At 73.0% G+C, this 15190-nt stretch carries 12 protein-coding genes; 9 read left to right on the top strand and 3 right to left on the bottom strand.

The window, feature by feature from the left end:
* Nucleotides 1-51 precede the first annotated feature (51 nt).
* From ABZX65_RS19860 to ABZX65_RS19875, 4 genes are all read left to right on the top strand, one after another.
* The gene (locus tag ABZX65_RS19860) at nucleotides 52-477 is read left to right on the top strand and encodes a GNAT family N-acetyltransferase (RefSeq protein ID WP_355341214.1); all 426 of its coding nucleotides are present in this window, start codon (nucleotides 52-54) and stop codon (nucleotides 475-477) included.
* A 91-nt stretch (nucleotides 478-568) separates the two neighbouring features.
* The gene (locus ABZX65_RS19865; RefSeq protein ID WP_355341217.1) at nucleotides 569-2002 is read left to right on the top strand and encodes a hemolysin family protein; all 1434 of its coding nucleotides are present in this window, start codon (nucleotides 569-571) and stop codon (nucleotides 2000-2002) included.
* On the top strand, nucleotides 1999-3015 hold the full coding sequence (locus ABZX65_RS19870) for a hemolysin family protein (protein WP_355341220.1): 1017 nt from the start codon (nucleotides 1999-2001) through the stop codon (nucleotides 3013-3015). The genes ABZX65_RS19865 and ABZX65_RS19870 overlap by 4 nt, the downstream gene beginning before the upstream one ends.
* A gap of 75 nt (nucleotides 3016-3090) precedes the next feature.
* Nucleotides 3091-3996, top strand: coding sequence for an SGNH/GDSL hydrolase family protein (locus ABZX65_RS19875; RefSeq protein WP_355341223.1), 906 nt, complete (start codon nucleotides 3091-3093; stop codon nucleotides 3994-3996).
* A 24-nt stretch (nucleotides 3997-4020) separates the two neighbouring features.
* Here ABZX65_RS19875 and ABZX65_RS19880 read toward each other — a convergent pair whose 3' ends face one another.
* Nucleotides 4021-5874: a CocE/NonD family hydrolase C-terminal non-catalytic domain-containing protein gene (locus ABZX65_RS19880; RefSeq protein ID WP_355341226.1), complete on the bottom strand. Its 1854-nt coding sequence runs from the start codon at nucleotides 5872-5874 to the stop codon at nucleotides 4021-4023.
* 328 nt (nucleotides 5875-6202) lie between these two features.
* Between ABZX65_RS19880 and purB the strand changes: the two genes are divergently transcribed.
* From purB to ABZX65_RS19895, 3 genes are all read left to right on the top strand, one after another.
* The gene (gene purB / locus ABZX65_RS19885) at nucleotides 6203-7636 is read left to right on the top strand and encodes an adenylosuccinate lyase (RefSeq protein ID WP_355341229.1); all 1434 of its coding nucleotides are present in this window, start codon (nucleotides 6203-6205) and stop codon (nucleotides 7634-7636) included.
* A 37-nt stretch (nucleotides 7637-7673) separates the two neighbouring features.
* Nucleotides 7674-8222 carry a G/U mismatch-specific DNA glycosylase gene (gene mug / locus ABZX65_RS19890; RefSeq protein ID WP_355341232.1) on the top strand — a complete coding sequence of 183 codons (549 nt, stop codon included), beginning with the start codon at nucleotides 7674-7676 and terminating at the stop codon, nucleotides 8220-8222.
* A 213-nt stretch (nucleotides 8223-8435) separates the two neighbouring features.
* The gene (locus tag ABZX65_RS19895; RefSeq protein ID WP_355341235.1) at nucleotides 8436-9593 is read left to right on the top strand and encodes an ROK family protein; all 1158 of its coding nucleotides are present in this window, start codon (nucleotides 8436-8438) and stop codon (nucleotides 9591-9593) included.
* Between the two features lie 109 nt (nucleotides 9594-9702).
* Here ABZX65_RS19895 and ABZX65_RS19900 read toward each other — a convergent pair whose 3' ends face one another.
* Complete coding sequence (locus tag ABZX65_RS19900) at nucleotides 9703-10464, bottom strand: GntR family transcriptional regulator (protein WP_355341238.1); 762 nt, start codon at nucleotides 10462-10464, stop codon at nucleotides 9703-9705.
* A gap of 391 nt (nucleotides 10465-10855) precedes the next feature.
* On the opposite strand from ABZX65_RS19900, the gene ABZX65_RS19905 reads away from it, so the two are divergent.
* Nucleotides 10856-12316, top strand: coding sequence for an NCS2 family permease (locus tag ABZX65_RS19905; RefSeq protein ID WP_355341241.1), 1461 nt, complete (start codon nucleotides 10856-10858; stop codon nucleotides 12314-12316).
* A 222-nt stretch (nucleotides 12317-12538) separates the two neighbouring features.
* Here the strand turns inward: ABZX65_RS19905 and ABZX65_RS19910 are convergent, their stop codons facing one another.
* Nucleotides 12539-13570 (bottom strand): DMT family transporter, encoded by a 1032-nt coding sequence (locus ABZX65_RS19910; protein WP_355341244.1) that lies wholly within the window; start codon nucleotides 13568-13570, stop codon nucleotides 12539-12541.
* A 46-nt stretch (nucleotides 13571-13616) separates the two neighbouring features.
* Between ABZX65_RS19910 and ABZX65_RS19915 the strand changes: the two genes are divergently transcribed.
* A complete protein-coding gene (locus tag ABZX65_RS19915) occupies nucleotides 13617-15176 on the top strand; it encodes a PLP-dependent aminotransferase family protein (RefSeq protein WP_355341247.1) in 1560 nt (519 codons plus the stop codon).
* The last annotated feature ends 14 nt before the right edge of the window (nucleotides 15177-15190 follow it).

The following is a 15190-nucleotide window of genomic DNA, read 5'->3' on the forward strand; positions in this document are numbered from 1 at the left end:
CGCATGCCGGAATTCCCCACCCGGAAATCGGTGCGGTGATTGGCTGCGGTGATGAGCGATCTTCACCTTCGGACCGCCACCCCCTCCGACGCCCTGCCCGTCCTCGCCTTCTGGCGGGTCGCGGCCGAGGGCACCAGCATCAGCGACGACCGGGCGGGAGTGGAACGACTGATCGCCCGCGACCCCGGCGCCCTGCTCCTCGCCGAGCGGGACGGCGACCTCGTCGGTACGGTCATCGCCGGTTTCGACGGCTGGCGCTGCCACCTCTACCGCCTCGCCGTCCACCCGGACGCCCGGCGTCAGGGCGTAGCGACCGCGCTCCTCGACGCCGCCGAACGCCGGTTCACCGCGCTCGGCGGCAGGCGCGGCGACGCGATGGTGCTCGAACGCAACGAGCGGGCGCAGCACGCCTGGAGAGCGGCCGGGTACACCCGCGAGTCCCGCTGGCGCCGGTGGACCAAACCGCTCACCTCATGACGGTCCACCGAGCGACGACCGGGCCGGCCCCGGACCGCCAATACCGAGCGGTCGGCCCGGTCGTGGCCGATCATGGGACCGAGGTGACCGGATGACTGAAACACTTCTGCTGTTGGTGGCCGTACTGCTCACCCTCGCCTGCGGCGTCTTCGTCGCGGCCGAATTCTCCCTGACCACGATCGAGCGCGGTGAGCTGGAGCGCGCGGCGCGGGACGGCGAGCGCGGCGCCGCGGCGGCGCTGGCGGCCGTCCGCACACTGACCGTGCAGCTCTCCGGCGCGCAGCTCGGCATCACCGTGACGGGGCTGGTCATCGGCATGCTCGCCAAGAGCTCGATCGCGGAGCTGCTGCGCGGGCCGCTGCGGGCCGCGGGGCTGCCGGACTCGGCGTCGTCCTCCGTCGCCCTGGTGCTGGGCACCGCCCTGTCCACGGTGGCGCTGATGGTGGTCGGCGAGCTGGTGCCGAAGAACTGGGCGATCTCCACTCCGCTGCCGGTTGCCAAGGCCGTGGCGGCGCCGCAGCGCGCCTTCACCGCCGCCTTCCACCCGCTGATCCACCACCTCAACAACACCGCGAACCGGGTGCTGCGCGCGATGGGCCTCGAACCCGCGGAGGAGCTGGCGTCGGCGCGCGGCCCGCAGGAGCTGGCCGCGCTGGCCCGGCACTCGGCCAAGGAGGGTGTGCTGGAGGCGGACACCGCGGAGCTGTTCGTCCGTACCCTCAACCTCGCCGAGCTCACCGCGGAGAACGTGATGACGCCGCGCGTCCAGGTCACCGCGCTCGAAGCGCAGGCCACCGCCGAGGACGTGGCGAACGCGACCCGCGCGACCGGCCTGTCCCGGTTCCCCGTCTACCGCGGCAGCCTGGACGCGGTGATCGGCACCGCCCACATCAAGGACGTCCTCGCTGTCCCCGCCGACCGGCGCCCGCGCGTGCCGGTCACCGAGCTGCTGCGCGAACCGCTGCTGGTCCCGGAGACGCTGACGGTCGACCGGCTGCTCGACCGGCTGGGCGGACGGCGCTCGATGGCCGTGGTGATCGACGAGTACGGGGGCACGGCGGGCGTGGTGACCATGGAGGACATCGTGGAGGAGGTCGTCGGCGAGGTCCGCGACGAGCACGACCCGCACGAGCTTCCCGACCTGCTCTTCCTGCGGGAGGCGCCGGACGGGCGGCGGATCTACGACGCGGACGGCGCGACCCGTACCGAGGACCAGTTGGAGCGGATCGGGCTGCACGCCCCCGACGGGCCGTACGAGACGCTGGCCGGTCTGGTGGCCCAGCGCCTCGGCCGTATCCCGGCCCGCGGCGACGCCTTCGAGCTGGACGGCTGGCGGATCGAGGTCACCGACGCGAGCGGGCACCGGGCGTCGCGGGCCCGGCTGATCTCCCCCGCGCGGGCGGCCCGGGCCCCCGCCGCCGCGGACAGGGCGGCGGGCGGCACGCCCGGCGCCACGGCGGGCAACCCGCCCGGCAACGCGCCCGGCGACACCGCGGGCACGGCCGAGCGGAGACGTGACCGATGACCGTCGTCCAGTTGCTCATCGGCGCGCTCACCCTCGTGGTGAACGCGTTCTTCGTCGGCGCCGAATTCGCCATGATCTCGGTACGCCGCGGCCAGGTGGAAACCCTCGCCGAGAGCGGCGACCGCCGCGCCCGCAGCGTGGTGTGGGGTCTGGAACACCTCTCGCCGCTGCTGGCCGCGGCGCAGCTCGGCATCACCGTGTGCACGCTGGTGCTCGGTATCGTCGCCGAGCCCGCCATCGCGCACCTGCTGGAGCCGGTGTTCCACGCCGTGCACGTGCCGGAGGGCGCGATCCACGTCATCGCGTTCGTGATCGCGCTGGCCGTGGCCACGTATCTGCACATGCTGTTCGGCGAGATGGTGCCGAAGAACATCGCGCTGGCCGATCCGGTACGGTCCGCGCTGGTCCTCGGCCCGCCGCTGGTGGGGCTGACCAGGGCGCTGCGGCCGGTGATCTTCGCGATCAACGCGTTCGCCAACACGCTGCTGCGGCTGCTGCGGGTGGAGCCGCGCTCCGAGGTGGCGGCCGTCTTCTCCGACGACGAGCTGTCCCGGATGGTGGTGGACGCCGGGGCGGCGGGGCTGCTCGACGAGCGGGCCGCCGAGCGGCTGCGGGACGCCCTGGAGCTGGGCAGGCGGCCGATCGGCGAGATCGTGGTGCCGCCCGAGCGGGTGGTACGCGCGCCGCTGGGCATCACGCCCGAGGGCCTGGAAGCGCTCGCCGCCGACTCCGGTTACTCCCGATTCCCGGTCGCCGACCCCGACGGCCGGGTCCTGGGCTACCTGCACGTCAAGGACGCGCTGGACGCCGATCCGCGGGACGCGCCCTTCCGGCGCACCGCCCTGCGGCACATCACCCGCGTCGGCGCCGCCACCCCGCTGGACGACGTCCTCACCGCGATGCGGGCGGGCAGCGCCCACCTGGCGGCGGTCGTGGACGACGCGGGGCGCGGCATCGGGCTGGTGACGATGGAGGACGTGCTCAAGGAGCTGGTCGGTCCCGGACGCCCCTGAACGGCCGGGGCGACCGGTACGGGTCCCGACCTCGTTGCCGCTGCGCCTGAGCGGTCGCATAGGATCTCCGGCGCCATGCAGAATGACGCACAGACAGACACACAGGCGGGCGCGGAGGCGGGCGCGCGGACGCCGGCCGCGTACAGCAGCTTCGTCGCGGTCGGCGACTCCTTCACCGAGGGCATGTCCGACCTGCTGCCCGACGGGTCCTACCGGGGCTGGGCGGACCTGCTCGCCGCCCGCCTCGCCGCCGCTTCCCGCACCGCCACCGGGGACGGGGACGGAACCGCGACCAGGACCGGTCAGCAGCCGGAGCCGGGGGACGGTCCAGGCTTCCGGTACGCGAATCTCGCAGTGCGCGGCAAGCTGATCCGGCAGATCTCCGAGGACCAGGTCGACGTGGCCGCCGCGATGGGCGCCGACCTGATCACCCTGGTCGGCGGCCTCAACGACGTGCTGCGGCCCAAGTGCGACGTGGAGGAGGTCTGCGCGGTCCTGGAGAGCTGTGTCGAACGGCTCGCGCCGGCCTGCGGCCAGCTCGTCCTGATGCGCAGCCCCGCCCGGCGCGGGCCGGTCGCCGCCCGCTTCCTGCCCCGGATGGAACAGCTCTTCGCCTTCCTCGACGACCTCGCGGCCCGCCACGGCGCCCTGGTCGTCGACCTGTACGGCGCCGAGGTCCTGGGCGACCAGCGCATGTGGGCCGACGACCGGCTCCACCTCACGGCGGACGGCCACCGGCGCGTCGCCGAGGCCGTCTGGCAGACCCTCGGCCATCCCGCGGAGTCCGACTGGACGGTCGGTCTCCCCGCGGCGGTCCGCCCCGGCTGGACCGCCCGCCGCACGGCCGACCTGCGCTTCACCCGCCGACACCTCGTCCCGTGGATCGGCCGCCGCCTCACCGGCCGCTCCTCCGGCGACGGCCGCCCCGCCAAGCGCCCCGACCTGCTGCCGTGGGCGGCCGGTCCGTCGTACGACGACTGATCCGCCGTACGACGGGGTCGCCCGTCAGCCCAGCGGCAGGTCCAGGTGGGACTCCTCTCCCGGCGGGGAGCTGACGGTGGTCGTGCTGCCCTCGACGTCGGCGTCGGAGTAGAGCTTGTCCTTGCTGTTGACGACCAGGGCCAGCCGGTGGCCGACGGGCACGTCGTAGGCGGCGGCCTGGAGCTGCCAGGTGACGGTGGTGTCCTGGCCGGGCACGAGGTCGGACAGGGTGTACGGCTCGTGCGTGACGATCCGCGCCGTCCGGTCCTCGGCGATGTCGAAGAGGTACGCGACCAGGGTCGTGGACGCGGCGGAGCTGCGCACGGTCAGCCGGACCTCGGGGATGCCGCGAATCCGGCGCGCCACGTGCGGGTCCGCGCCCGCGGGGAGCGGATCGGTGGCCCACAGCGCCAGGTGCTGCCGGTCGAACTTCTCCGTCTCGTAGGTCTTCGGATTGCCGTTCCACTCGGCCTTGCCGGTCGCCACGATCCCGTCCACCGCCGTGGCCTCGGTCAGGTGCCCGGCGATGAACCCGCGCGACCAGCCGGGCGCGGGCTCCTCGGTCAGTGACCCGTCCCGGCGCCCGGCCCCGGTGTTGGCCAGATACCAGCGTTCGGTGGAGACGGTGACGTCGCCCCAGGTCTGCCGGGGTTCGCGCCGCGCCGGGGTGACGACGGTGTCGTCTCCGGTGCCGGAGCCCGGCCGGGTCTCGTAGGTGAACATGATCTGGTTGTTGACCTGGGGCCAGTCGGGCACGTCGTTCGCCTCGCCCCGCAGGTGGTGGTCGAGCCAGGCGTACGCCTCGGCCATCGCGAGGTTGGGGCCGGTCGGCCCGGCCAGCGGTCCGGTGAGTCCGGGACCCTCCGGCACCGCGTGGTCACCGATCCACATGTTCAGCCGCTTGGGGACGGTGAGGCGGTTGAAGGTGGCCAGCACCTGGTTGACCGGGAACAGGCCCTCGTGCCAGGTGTTGGAGATGAAGGTCGGCACACCGCGGTCGTTGGTGGCGTCGGTGTACGCCTCCGGCGCGCGCTCCGTGCCCCACGCCACGACCCTGTCCATGTTCTGATTCGCGTGGAAGTCCGCCAGGATCTGCTGGGTGGCCTCGTCGAATTTGCGCTCCACGGGTCCGCCGGTCAGGGCGAGCAGGACGGCCACGGCCTGGAGGTGCCGGGTGTCGTGGTGGTAGAGGCTGGTGGCCAGATTGCCCCAGGTGCTCAGCGCCACGACCGCGTCCACCCGGTCGTCGTTCGCCGCGACGAGCTGGCTGATCCCGGACCCGTAGGACTCGCCCAGGAATCCGATCCTGCTCGGCGCGAAGTGCTCCTGCGCGTAGTCGATCACCGAGGACCCGTCGGCCCAGTCGTTGGGTCCGCCGACGTCGATGAAGCCGCCCGAGGTGAACGGGCCGTCCACGTACCCGTGGCCGGGGATGTTCACGGTCAGGCCGATCCCGCGCGGGGTGTACGCCAGCACGTGGTAGCCCTTGAGGGCCAGCGTCAGGTGCGCGTACTCGAACAGCGGCCAGCCGACCGGGGTCCAGCCCGCGGGGAGGATGACCAGCGGGCGCGGCTCCGCGGAGTTGAGCCTGATGGTGTGCGCCGCCAGCCGGGTCCCGTCCTGGGCCCGGATCCACGGGAAGCCGACGGTGGCGACCCGCAGCACGTCGTCGGTGAGCCGGCGCAGGTCGCGCGGCAGCAGGTTCTGGGTGGTGTTGCCCTGCAACGCGGCGACCAGCGCCTCGCCCAGGTTGGCCGCGTCGGGATTGACGCTCGCGCCCGTGCCCCAGATGCCGTTGTCGGCGACCTGGGTCAGTTGGGCGGTGGTGACCGCGCGGACCTCGTCCTGCGGAGGTCCGTCCCCTGATGACGTGCTCATGAGCGTGTTCCTTCCGTCTCGGTCCCGGACAGCCGGGTGACCGGGTAGCAGAACATGTGGCAGAAATCGTGCGAATCGCCACACCTCGATCGTGGGACCTCGCCGATCACCGGGGACAGGGCGCGAACCGACGCGCGGAAGCGTCCGGGCGGCCGCGTACGCCCGGCGCAGACCTACGACAGACCCGGGTCGACTCGGCAGTGGTACGGCGCCGGGGGCACCTGCGGCGCGCGGCGGTCACGGCCCCGTCCCCGGACCGCTGACCAGGGCTCCGGCGCGTGTGACCGGCGGAATCCGGCCGCCCGGATACCCGGTAAACTCTCCGCACGTGACTGCTAAGCCGCGCATCCCCAATGTCCTCGCAGGCCGCTACGCCTCGGCGGAGCTGGCCACCTTGTGGTCTCCCGAGCAGAAGGTGGTGCTGGAGCGCAGGCTGTGGCTGGCCGTGCTGCGGGCGCAGAAGGACCTGGGGATCGAGGTGCCGGAGCAGGCCATCGCGGATTACGAGCGGGTGGTCGAGCAGGTCGACCTCGGCTCGATCGCGGAGCGCGAGAAGGTCACCCGGCACGATGTGAAGGCGCGCATCGAGGAGTTCAACGCGCTGGCCGGGCACGAGCAGGTCCACAAGGGCATGACGTCACGGGACCTGACGGAGAATGTGGAGCAGCTTCAGATCCGGCTGTCGCTGGAGCACGTCAGGGACCGTACGGTCGCGGTGCTCGCGCGGCTGGGGCAGCTCGCGGGTGAGTACGCGGAGCTGGTGATGGCGGGCCGCTCGCACAATGTGGCGGCGCAGGCGACGACGTTGGGCAAGCGCTTCGCGACGACCGCGGACGAACTGCTGGTGGCCTTCGAGCGGGTCGAGGACCTGATCGGCCGCTATCCGCTGCGCGGCATCAAGGGTCCGGTCGGCACCGCGCAGGACATGCTGGACCTGCTGGGCGGCGACAGCGCGAAGCTGGCGGATCTGGAGCAGCGGATCGCCGACCACCTCGGCTTCTCGCGGGCCTTCACCTCGGTCGGCCAGGTGTACCCGCGGTCGCTGGACTACGACGCGGTGACGGCGCTGGTGCAGCTCGCCGCCGGTCCCTCGTCGCTGGCCAAGACGATCCGGCTGATGGCCGGGCACGAGCTGGTCACCGAGGGCTTCAAGCCGGGCCAGGTCGGCTCGTCGGCGATGCCGCACAAGATGAACACCCGTTCCTGCGAACGCGTCAACGGCCTGATGGTGATCCTGCGCGGTTACGCGTCGATGACCGGTGAGCTGGCGGGCGACCAGTGGAACGAGGGCGATGTGTCGTGCTCGGTGGTGCGCCGGGTCGCGCTGCCCGACGCCTTCTTCGCCTTCGACGGGCTGCTGGAGACGTTCCTGACGGTGCTGGACGAATTCGGCGCCTTCCCGGCCGTCGTCGCCCGCGAACTGGACCGCTACCTGCCGTTCCTGGCCACCACGAAGGTGCTGATGGGCGCGGTGCGCGCGGGCGTCGGCCGCGAGGTCGCGCACGAGGCGATCAAGGAGAACGCGGTGGCGTCCGCGCTGGCCATGCGCGAGCAGGGCACCGAGCGCAACGAACTGCTCGACCGGCTCGCCGCCGACGCGCGGATCCCGCTGGACCGGGCGGGTCTCGACGCGCTGATGGCCGACCGGCTGTCGTTCACGGGCGCGGCGGCCGGACAGGTCGCCGAGGTCGTCCGGCGGATCGAGGACGTCACCAAGGCGCACCCGCGGGCCGCCGCGTACCGCCCCGGCGCGATCCTCTGACCACCGGTACGAGCAGGACGAGCAGGCGGCAGCCCGTATGACTCCGGAACAGCTCACGGCGGCCCGCGACCGCACCCTGGACGATGTCATCGGGGGCGGTCTGCGGGTGCTGTTCTGCGGGATCAATCCGGGGCTGATGTCCGCGCATCTCGGGCAGCACTTCGCCCGGCCGGGCAACCGCTTCTGGCCCGCGCTGCACGCCTCCGGTTTCACCCCGCGCCGGTTCGCCCCGGCCGAGCAGGAGGACATGCTCGCGCTCGGCCTCGGGATCACCAACGTGGCCGGGCGGGCGACCGCGCGGGCCGACGAGCTGACGGCGCGGGAGCTGGTCGAGGGCGGGAAGCTGCTGACCGCGAAGGTCGAGGAGTACCGGCCCGGCTGGCTCGCCGTGCTGGGCGTCACCGCCTACCGGGTGGCCTTCGCGGACAAGCACGCCCAGGTCGGCCCGCAGGAGCGGACGATCGGCGCGACCCGGATCTGGGCGCTGCCGAGCCCCAGCGGCCTCAACGCGCACTGGTCGCCGGCCGCTCTCGCGGAGGAGTTCGCCCGGCTGCGCATCGCCGCGGGTCACGAGCCGAAGCCGTAGCCCCCCGCCCTGCCGTTCCGCCTGGGCCGGCGGGACGGCCACGCGCGGCACCGGCACTCCACCCGTCCCGCGCACCGTCCCGGTAGGACATTTGGCGTCCCGTCAGCGCTTACGGGACGCCACGCGTCTTGGCGGGTACGGGCGACCACTCGCCGCGACGGCCCGCGCCCGGTACGATCCGCCACACACAGGTACAGGCTGGGAGGACATACGTTGGGGCGGCTCACCGGCGGGGACCCATCCCTGCTCCGGCGGATCAATTCCGCGGTCGTCCTCCATGCGCTGCGCGGGGCGCAGGCCCCGACGCTGACCGAGCTGGTGCACAGCACGGGACTGTCGCGGCCCACCGTCGAGGGCGTCATCGAGGGCCTGGCCGAGTCGGACCTGGTGGTCGAGGTGGCCCCCGAGGGCGCCGACGCGCGCAAACAGGGCCGTCCCGCCCGCAGGTTCCGTTTCCACGCCGAGGCCGGGCATCTGCTGGGCATCGAGATCGGCGCGCACCAGGTACGGGTGGTGCTGTCGGACCTCAGCGGCCAGGTGCTGGGCTCGCACGGCCGCGAGGTCGACGAGGCCGCGTCCGCCGACGACCGGCTGGAGCGGGTCCGCGGCACGGTCGCCGAGCTGCTGCGCAAGGCCGGGGTGGCCCGCAGCACCCTGTGGGCGGTCGGCGTGGGCAGCCCCGGCATCGTGGAGGCGCACGGCGAGGTCCGGCTGAGCACGGCGCTGCCCGGCTGGACGGGGCTGCCGCTGGGCGAGCGGTTGCAGCGCTCCTTCCGCTGTCCGGTGCTGGTGGAGAACGACGCGAATGTCGCGGCGGTCGCCGAGCACTGGAAGGGTGTCGCGGTCGACACCGACGACGTGGTCTTCGTCCTGGCCGGGCTGAGCCCCGGCGCGGGTTCGCTGATCGGCGGGCGGCTGCACCGCGGCTTCGGCGGCGCGGCGGGCGAGATCGGCGCCCTGCACCTGCTGGGCCGCGAGGTCACGCCCGAGCACCTGCTGTCGACCACCGGCACCCCGCTGCACCCGCTCGACGAACCGGCGGTCGCGCGGGTCTTCGCGCTGGCGAAGAAGGGCGACGTACAGGCCAAGGACGCCGTCGAACGCTTCCTTCGCCGCCTGGTGCACGACGTCGCCGCGCTGGTGCTGGCGATCGACCCGGAGCTGGTGGTCGTCGGCGGCTGGGCGGCGGGCCTCGACGGGGTCCTGGAGCCGCTCCGTTCCGAGCTGGCGCGCTACTGTCTGCGGCCCCCGAAGGTGACGCTGTCCGCGCTCGGACAGGAGGCCATCGCGACCGGCGCCCTGCGGCTGGCCCTGGACCATGTCGAGGAGCAGCTCTTCGCGGTGGAGCAGACGTCACTGGCGCGGCACTGACGTATCAGTACCGCGCCATGGTGACGTCGGGTCGGCGTACGGCCGCCGGGCTCGGCGCCTCCGGTCGTCTCGACCGGTGGGCGCTCGCCGCCGGGGCAGCCGGCCCGGTTCAGGAAGCCTGGCGGCTGTCGTCCTGGTGGTGGGTGACCTCAAGAGCACCCGAGTCGCCGAAGGTCAGCCGGCAGGTGTCGGCGCGGTACGTGGCCACCGACGCGGCGGCGACCCGGCCCTCGGAGAAGTAGCGGGTGGTGACGACCAGGACGGGCGCGCCGGGCAGCCGGTCGAGCTGCTTGGCGTCCTGGGCGCTGGCCGAGCCCAGCTCGACGGAGCGGTCCTCGCCCTCCAGCTCCAGCGTGTGCAGCTCGCGCAGGACGGCGGGGCCGTGGTTGGCGGGCGTGAGCATCGTCGACAGCTCGGGCACCGAGGCCGGGGGCACGTACAGCAGCTCGGTCGCGACGTGCTGGCCGCGCATCACGCGCTCGCGGCGGATGGTGTGCACCGCCTCGTCGCCGCCGGTGCCGAGGAGCGCGGCGATCGGGCCGGGCGCGGCGGCCTCGACGCAGCCCACCGTGTTCCAGGAGTCACGGCCGGAGCCGGGCCACGCCTCGGCGACCGGTCCCACGGACACGCCCATCCGCGGCGGTGCCACGGTGGTGCCGACCCCCCGGCGCCGCTGGAGGCGCCCTTCGAGTTCCAACTGTTCGAGCGCCTGCCGGAGCGTCGCGCGCGCGACACCGAAGCGGGCGGCCAGGTCCCGCTCGTTCGGCAGGATCTCACCGACCTCGAACTCCGAGTCGAGGGCGTCGTTCAGCACGGTCTTCAGGTGCCAGTACTTCGGCTCCTGCACCGATTCGAGCTGCGTGGTCCCCACCCTGTCCTCGCAATCACCGGGTCCGCGACGGGCTCTGGCTTGTCGGCCACGCCCTCGGCTTGTTCAGCCTTGTTTCCGAACCACTATTTATTAAAGGTCCTTGCACTACTACGTCTCGAAGATAGAGCCGCCTCGTGAACTTGGTCAAGACCAATCCTCGAACGCGACGGCCTGCTATGGGGCGGGCGCGCGAGACGTTCATGAGTTGTTGACGGTGTGCTGAGACGCCGTTCGTGATGTCCGTGGGAAACGACGCGGGTGTTGACCTGGGCATGACTGAAACCCGACGGTGATACGGGGTAACGCCACGGAAACCCGCCGCGGCCGACCGGGGAGCACAATCCGTGTGCCCCGCCCTCGTTCCACCGTTTGTTGAATCCAGAGGAGCACCATGTCAGGACCCGTCGTGGACGCGGAGAAGCCGTCGTCCGGACCACCACCCGCGGCCAGTCCGCTGGACCGCTACTTCCGGATATCGGAGCGCGGATCCACGCCCGGCCGGGAGATACGCGGCGGTCTCGCCACCTTCTTCACGATGGCGTACATCCTCGTGCTCAACCCGATCATCCTGGGCAGCGCCACGGACAAGTTCGGGCACCACCTCTCGGTCGCCCAACTCACCACCGCCACCGCGCTGGTGGCGGCCGTGATGACCGCGATCATGGGCGTCGGCGGCAACCTCCCGCTGGCGATCGCGGCCGGTCTCGGCCTGAACGCCGTGGTGGCCTTCCAGCTCGCGCCCAAGATGAGCTGGCCCGACGCGATGGGCCTGGTCGTCCTGGAGGGCCTGCTGATCTGCGTGCTCGTCGCGACCGGCCTGCGCGAGGCGACCATGAACGCGATCCCGCAGCCGATCAAACAGGCGATCAGCGTGGGCATCGGCCTGTTCATCGCCTTCATCGGCTTCGTGGACGCCGGATTCGCCAGCCGCATCCCCGACGCGGCGAAGACGACGGTCCCGGTGCAGCTCGGCGCGACCGGGACGCTCACCGGCTGGCCGGTGCTGGTCTTCTGCCTCGGTGTGCTGCTGACGGTCGCGCTGGTCGCGCGGCGGATCAAGGGCGCGATCCTGATCAGCATCGTGGTCATGACGATCGTGGCGATCGTCGTCAACAAGATCGCCGACCTGCCGGACTCGGCGTGGGGCCTGACCGTACCCAAGGTGCCGCACCATGTGACGTCCACGCCCGACTTCGGGCTGATCGGTCACTTCAGCCTCTTCGGCGGCTTCCGCGAGGCGGGCATCGTCACGGCCGCGCTCTTCGTCTTCACCCTCGTGTTGTCGGACTTCTTCGACGCGATGGGCACGATCGTCGGCATCTCCAACGAGGCCGGTCTGCTGGACGAGCAGGGCCGGGTGCCGAACATCGGCCGCGTGCTGTTCATCGACGGCGCCGCCGCCGTCGCGGGCGGCGCGGCCTCCGCCTCCTCCAACACCGCCTATGTGGAATCCGCCGCGGGTGTCGGCGAGGGCGCCCGTACGGGTCTGGCCAGCGTCGTCACCGGCGCGCTCTTCGTGGTGGCGCTCTTCCTGACCCCGCTCGCCGGCGTCGTCCCGTCCCAGGCCGCCGCCCCCGCCCTGGTCGCGGTCGGCTTCCTGCTCATGGCGCAGGTCCGCACCATCGACTGGACGCAGTACGACATCGGCATCCCGGCCTTCCTCACCATCGCCGTGATGCCCTTCACGTACAGCATCACCAACGGGATCGGCGCGGGCTTCCTGTCCTTCGTCGTGATCAAGATCGTGCTGGGCAAGGCGCGGGAGGTGCATCCGCTGGTGTGGGGTGTGTCGGTGTGCTTCCTGGCGTACTTCGCGATCGATCCGCTCCAGCAGGTGCTCGGCGCCAAGTAAGCACTCACGGAGCTCTGATGACGCGCCGCACGGTCCCTCGGCGGCGCCGAGGGACCGTGCGGGTGCCGCCGCGCGCGGCGGCACCGGGCGGACGACGCCCCGACCGGGACGGGGGCGCCCGGTCGGGGCTGCTGGCCGGACCGGTGTCGCGCACCGGCCCGTACTGTCACAACTCGCCCACCCCAGCGGGAGTTCCCGGCCGCGCGGAATTTTGCCATCCGGCTATGGGGCGTCCGCCGCCGCCGGAACGGTCCGCCGATCGCGGTCGGGTACGTGCTCGGGAGGCCGGTGCTCGGGAAGCGGCTTCGTGGGAAGCGGCTTCGCGGGAGGCCGGTTCGCGAGAGGGCGGTTCGCGGAAGGTACCTTCGCGAGCGGCCGTCGGCGCGACCGCAGCGCTCCCGAGCCGACGGCGACGCCGACCGCGACCAGGACGCTGCCCGCGAGTTGACCCGCCCCGAAGGTGCCGACCGCAACCAAGGGCGCGGTCACCGCGGCGGACACCGGGATCAGCCCGGAGAAGAGGGTGGCGCGCTCGGTGCCGATCCGCTGCACGCCCGCGTACCAGCACAGGAATCCGATCACGGTGGCCACCAGCGACTGCCAGCCGAGCGCCAGCGCCTCGGATCCGGTGGGTACGCGCACCGCCGCCCGGCCCTCGGTCACCAGCCCCAGCGTCCCCGCCTCCACGGCGGCCAGCGCGCACACGCACGCCGACAGCAGCGGCGGCCCCAGCGGCTTCACCAACGGCGCCGCGAGCAGAGCGAATCCGCACTCCCCCACCAGCGCCATCACCGACCAGAACAGCCCCACGCCGTCCGTGCCGCCCCAGCCCTGCACCACGAAGGCGCCGGACGCCACGAGCACGGCCCCCGCGGCGACCGTCCGCGTCGGCCGCCGCCCCGCCCCGAGCGGTACGAGCACCGCGACCACGACCGGGGCGCACCCGACCAGCACGCCCGGCACCGCCGGTTCCGCGGTGCGCTCCGCCGCGAGGATCGCGAGGTTGAAGCCGACCATGCCGATCGCCGCCACGCCCGCCGCCAGCGCCCACTGGCGTACGGTCAGCGCCCGCAGTCTCCGCACGGCGCCTTTGCGCGCGGGCCACAGGAGCAGCAGACAGGCCGAGCCGTAACGCAGCGCCTGGCCGCCCGCGTGCGGATAGTCCACGAGCGCGCCGCCCGCGGTGAAGGACGCGCCGACCAGGACACAGGCGACAGTGGCGAAGAGGAAGCCGGCGCGTGGGGATGAGTTCATACGACGACGGTATGGAGACAAGCGGTCCGGTTTAAGGTCCATTCTCATGGGAGTTAAGAGGACCAATTCGGATGGTGCCGGTGCGGTCCCGGAGGGGGCGGGCGGCGCGCCGACCTCGGCGGCCGGGTCGGACGTACTCCGGACGGCGGTCCCGGCGGGCCCGCCGGCCGACGGGCGGCACGGCGCTCAGCCCGAGGGATGGACCGCCGCGTGGGAGCTGTTGCTGCCCTCCGCGGGGGCGTCGCCGCGGGGTCGGGGGCGGGCGCTCCAGGCGGCGCTGCGGGACGCCGTGCGCTCGGGACGGCTCGCGCCCGGCACGCAACTGCCCGCCAGCCGCGAACTGGCCGCCGACCTCGGCGTGTCGAGGGGCCTGGTCACCGACGCGTACGCGCAGCTCACGGCCGAGGGGTATCTCAGCGGGCGGCAGGGCTCCGGCACGTGGGTGACGGGCGCGGGCGCCGAACCCGTACCGGCCGCGACGGCCATGCCCGCCGTGGACGACCGGGGCGGTCCCGCGGACCTCAGGCCGGGTCTGCCGGACCTCTCCCTGTTCCCGAGGGCCGCGTGGTCGGCGGCCCACCGGCGGGTGATCGCCCGGCTCCCGCACCGCGCTTTCGGCTACCCGGATCCGCGCGGCCTGCCCGAACTGCGCGAGGCGCTCGCGGAGTTGCTGGCCAGGCGGCGCGGGGTGGCCGCGGACCCCGACCAGGTGATGGTCTGCTCCGGCGTGGCCCAGGCACACACCCTGCTCGGCTTCGTCCTGCGCGGGCGCGGCGAGCGCGCGACGGCCGTCGAGGACCCGGGCAGCCCCGAGCAGAGCGGGCTGCTCGGCGCGACGGGGCTGACGGCGGTGCCGGTGCCCGTCGACGAGGAGGGCCTGTCGGTGACGGCGCTGGCCGCCGCCGGAGTACGGTCCGCCATCGTCACGCCCTGCCACCAGTTCCCGACCGGGGTCGCGTACTCGGCGCGGCGGCGCGCCCAACTCACCGACTGGGCCCGTACGGTCGACGGTCTCGTCATCGAGGACGACTACGACGGCGACTTCCGCTACGACCGCGCGCCGGTCGGCGCCCTCCAGGGCCTGGCGCCCGGCCATGTCGCCTATACCGGCTCGGTGAGCAAGACCCTCGCCCCGGGGCTGCGGCTCGGCTGGCTCGTCGCGCCGCCGGACATCATCGCCGACGCCGCCGCGCGCAAGCGCACGATGGACCTCGGCAACCCGGTCACCGAGCAGGCCGTCCTGGCCGACTTCCTCACCTCCGGGCAGTACGACCGCCACCTCCGCCGCTGCCAGCGCCTCTACCGCCGCCGCCGCGACACCCTCACCACCGCGCTCGCCGCGCACTTCCCCGGCGCCACGACCAGCGGCATCGCCGCCGGTCTGCACGCCATCGTCACCCTCCCACCGCGCTGCGGACCCCCGTCCCGTCTGCTGGCCGCCGCGACCTCCGCCGGAATCACCCTCCGCCCTCTGTCCGACTACGAGCACGCGCCGACGCGGGTGCCCGGCGTCCGGTTGGTCATCGGGTACGCGCACCTGTCCCCGGAGTCGATCACTCGCGCGGTCGAGCTGCTGGCCAGGGCGGAGTCGGCCGCACCGCGCTGAGACGAGCGGTCCTG

It is taken from the genome of Streptomyces sp. NPDC003300 (assembly GCF_040610915.1).
GTDB lineage: Bacteria > Actinomycetota > Actinomycetes > Streptomycetales > Streptomycetaceae > Actinacidiphila.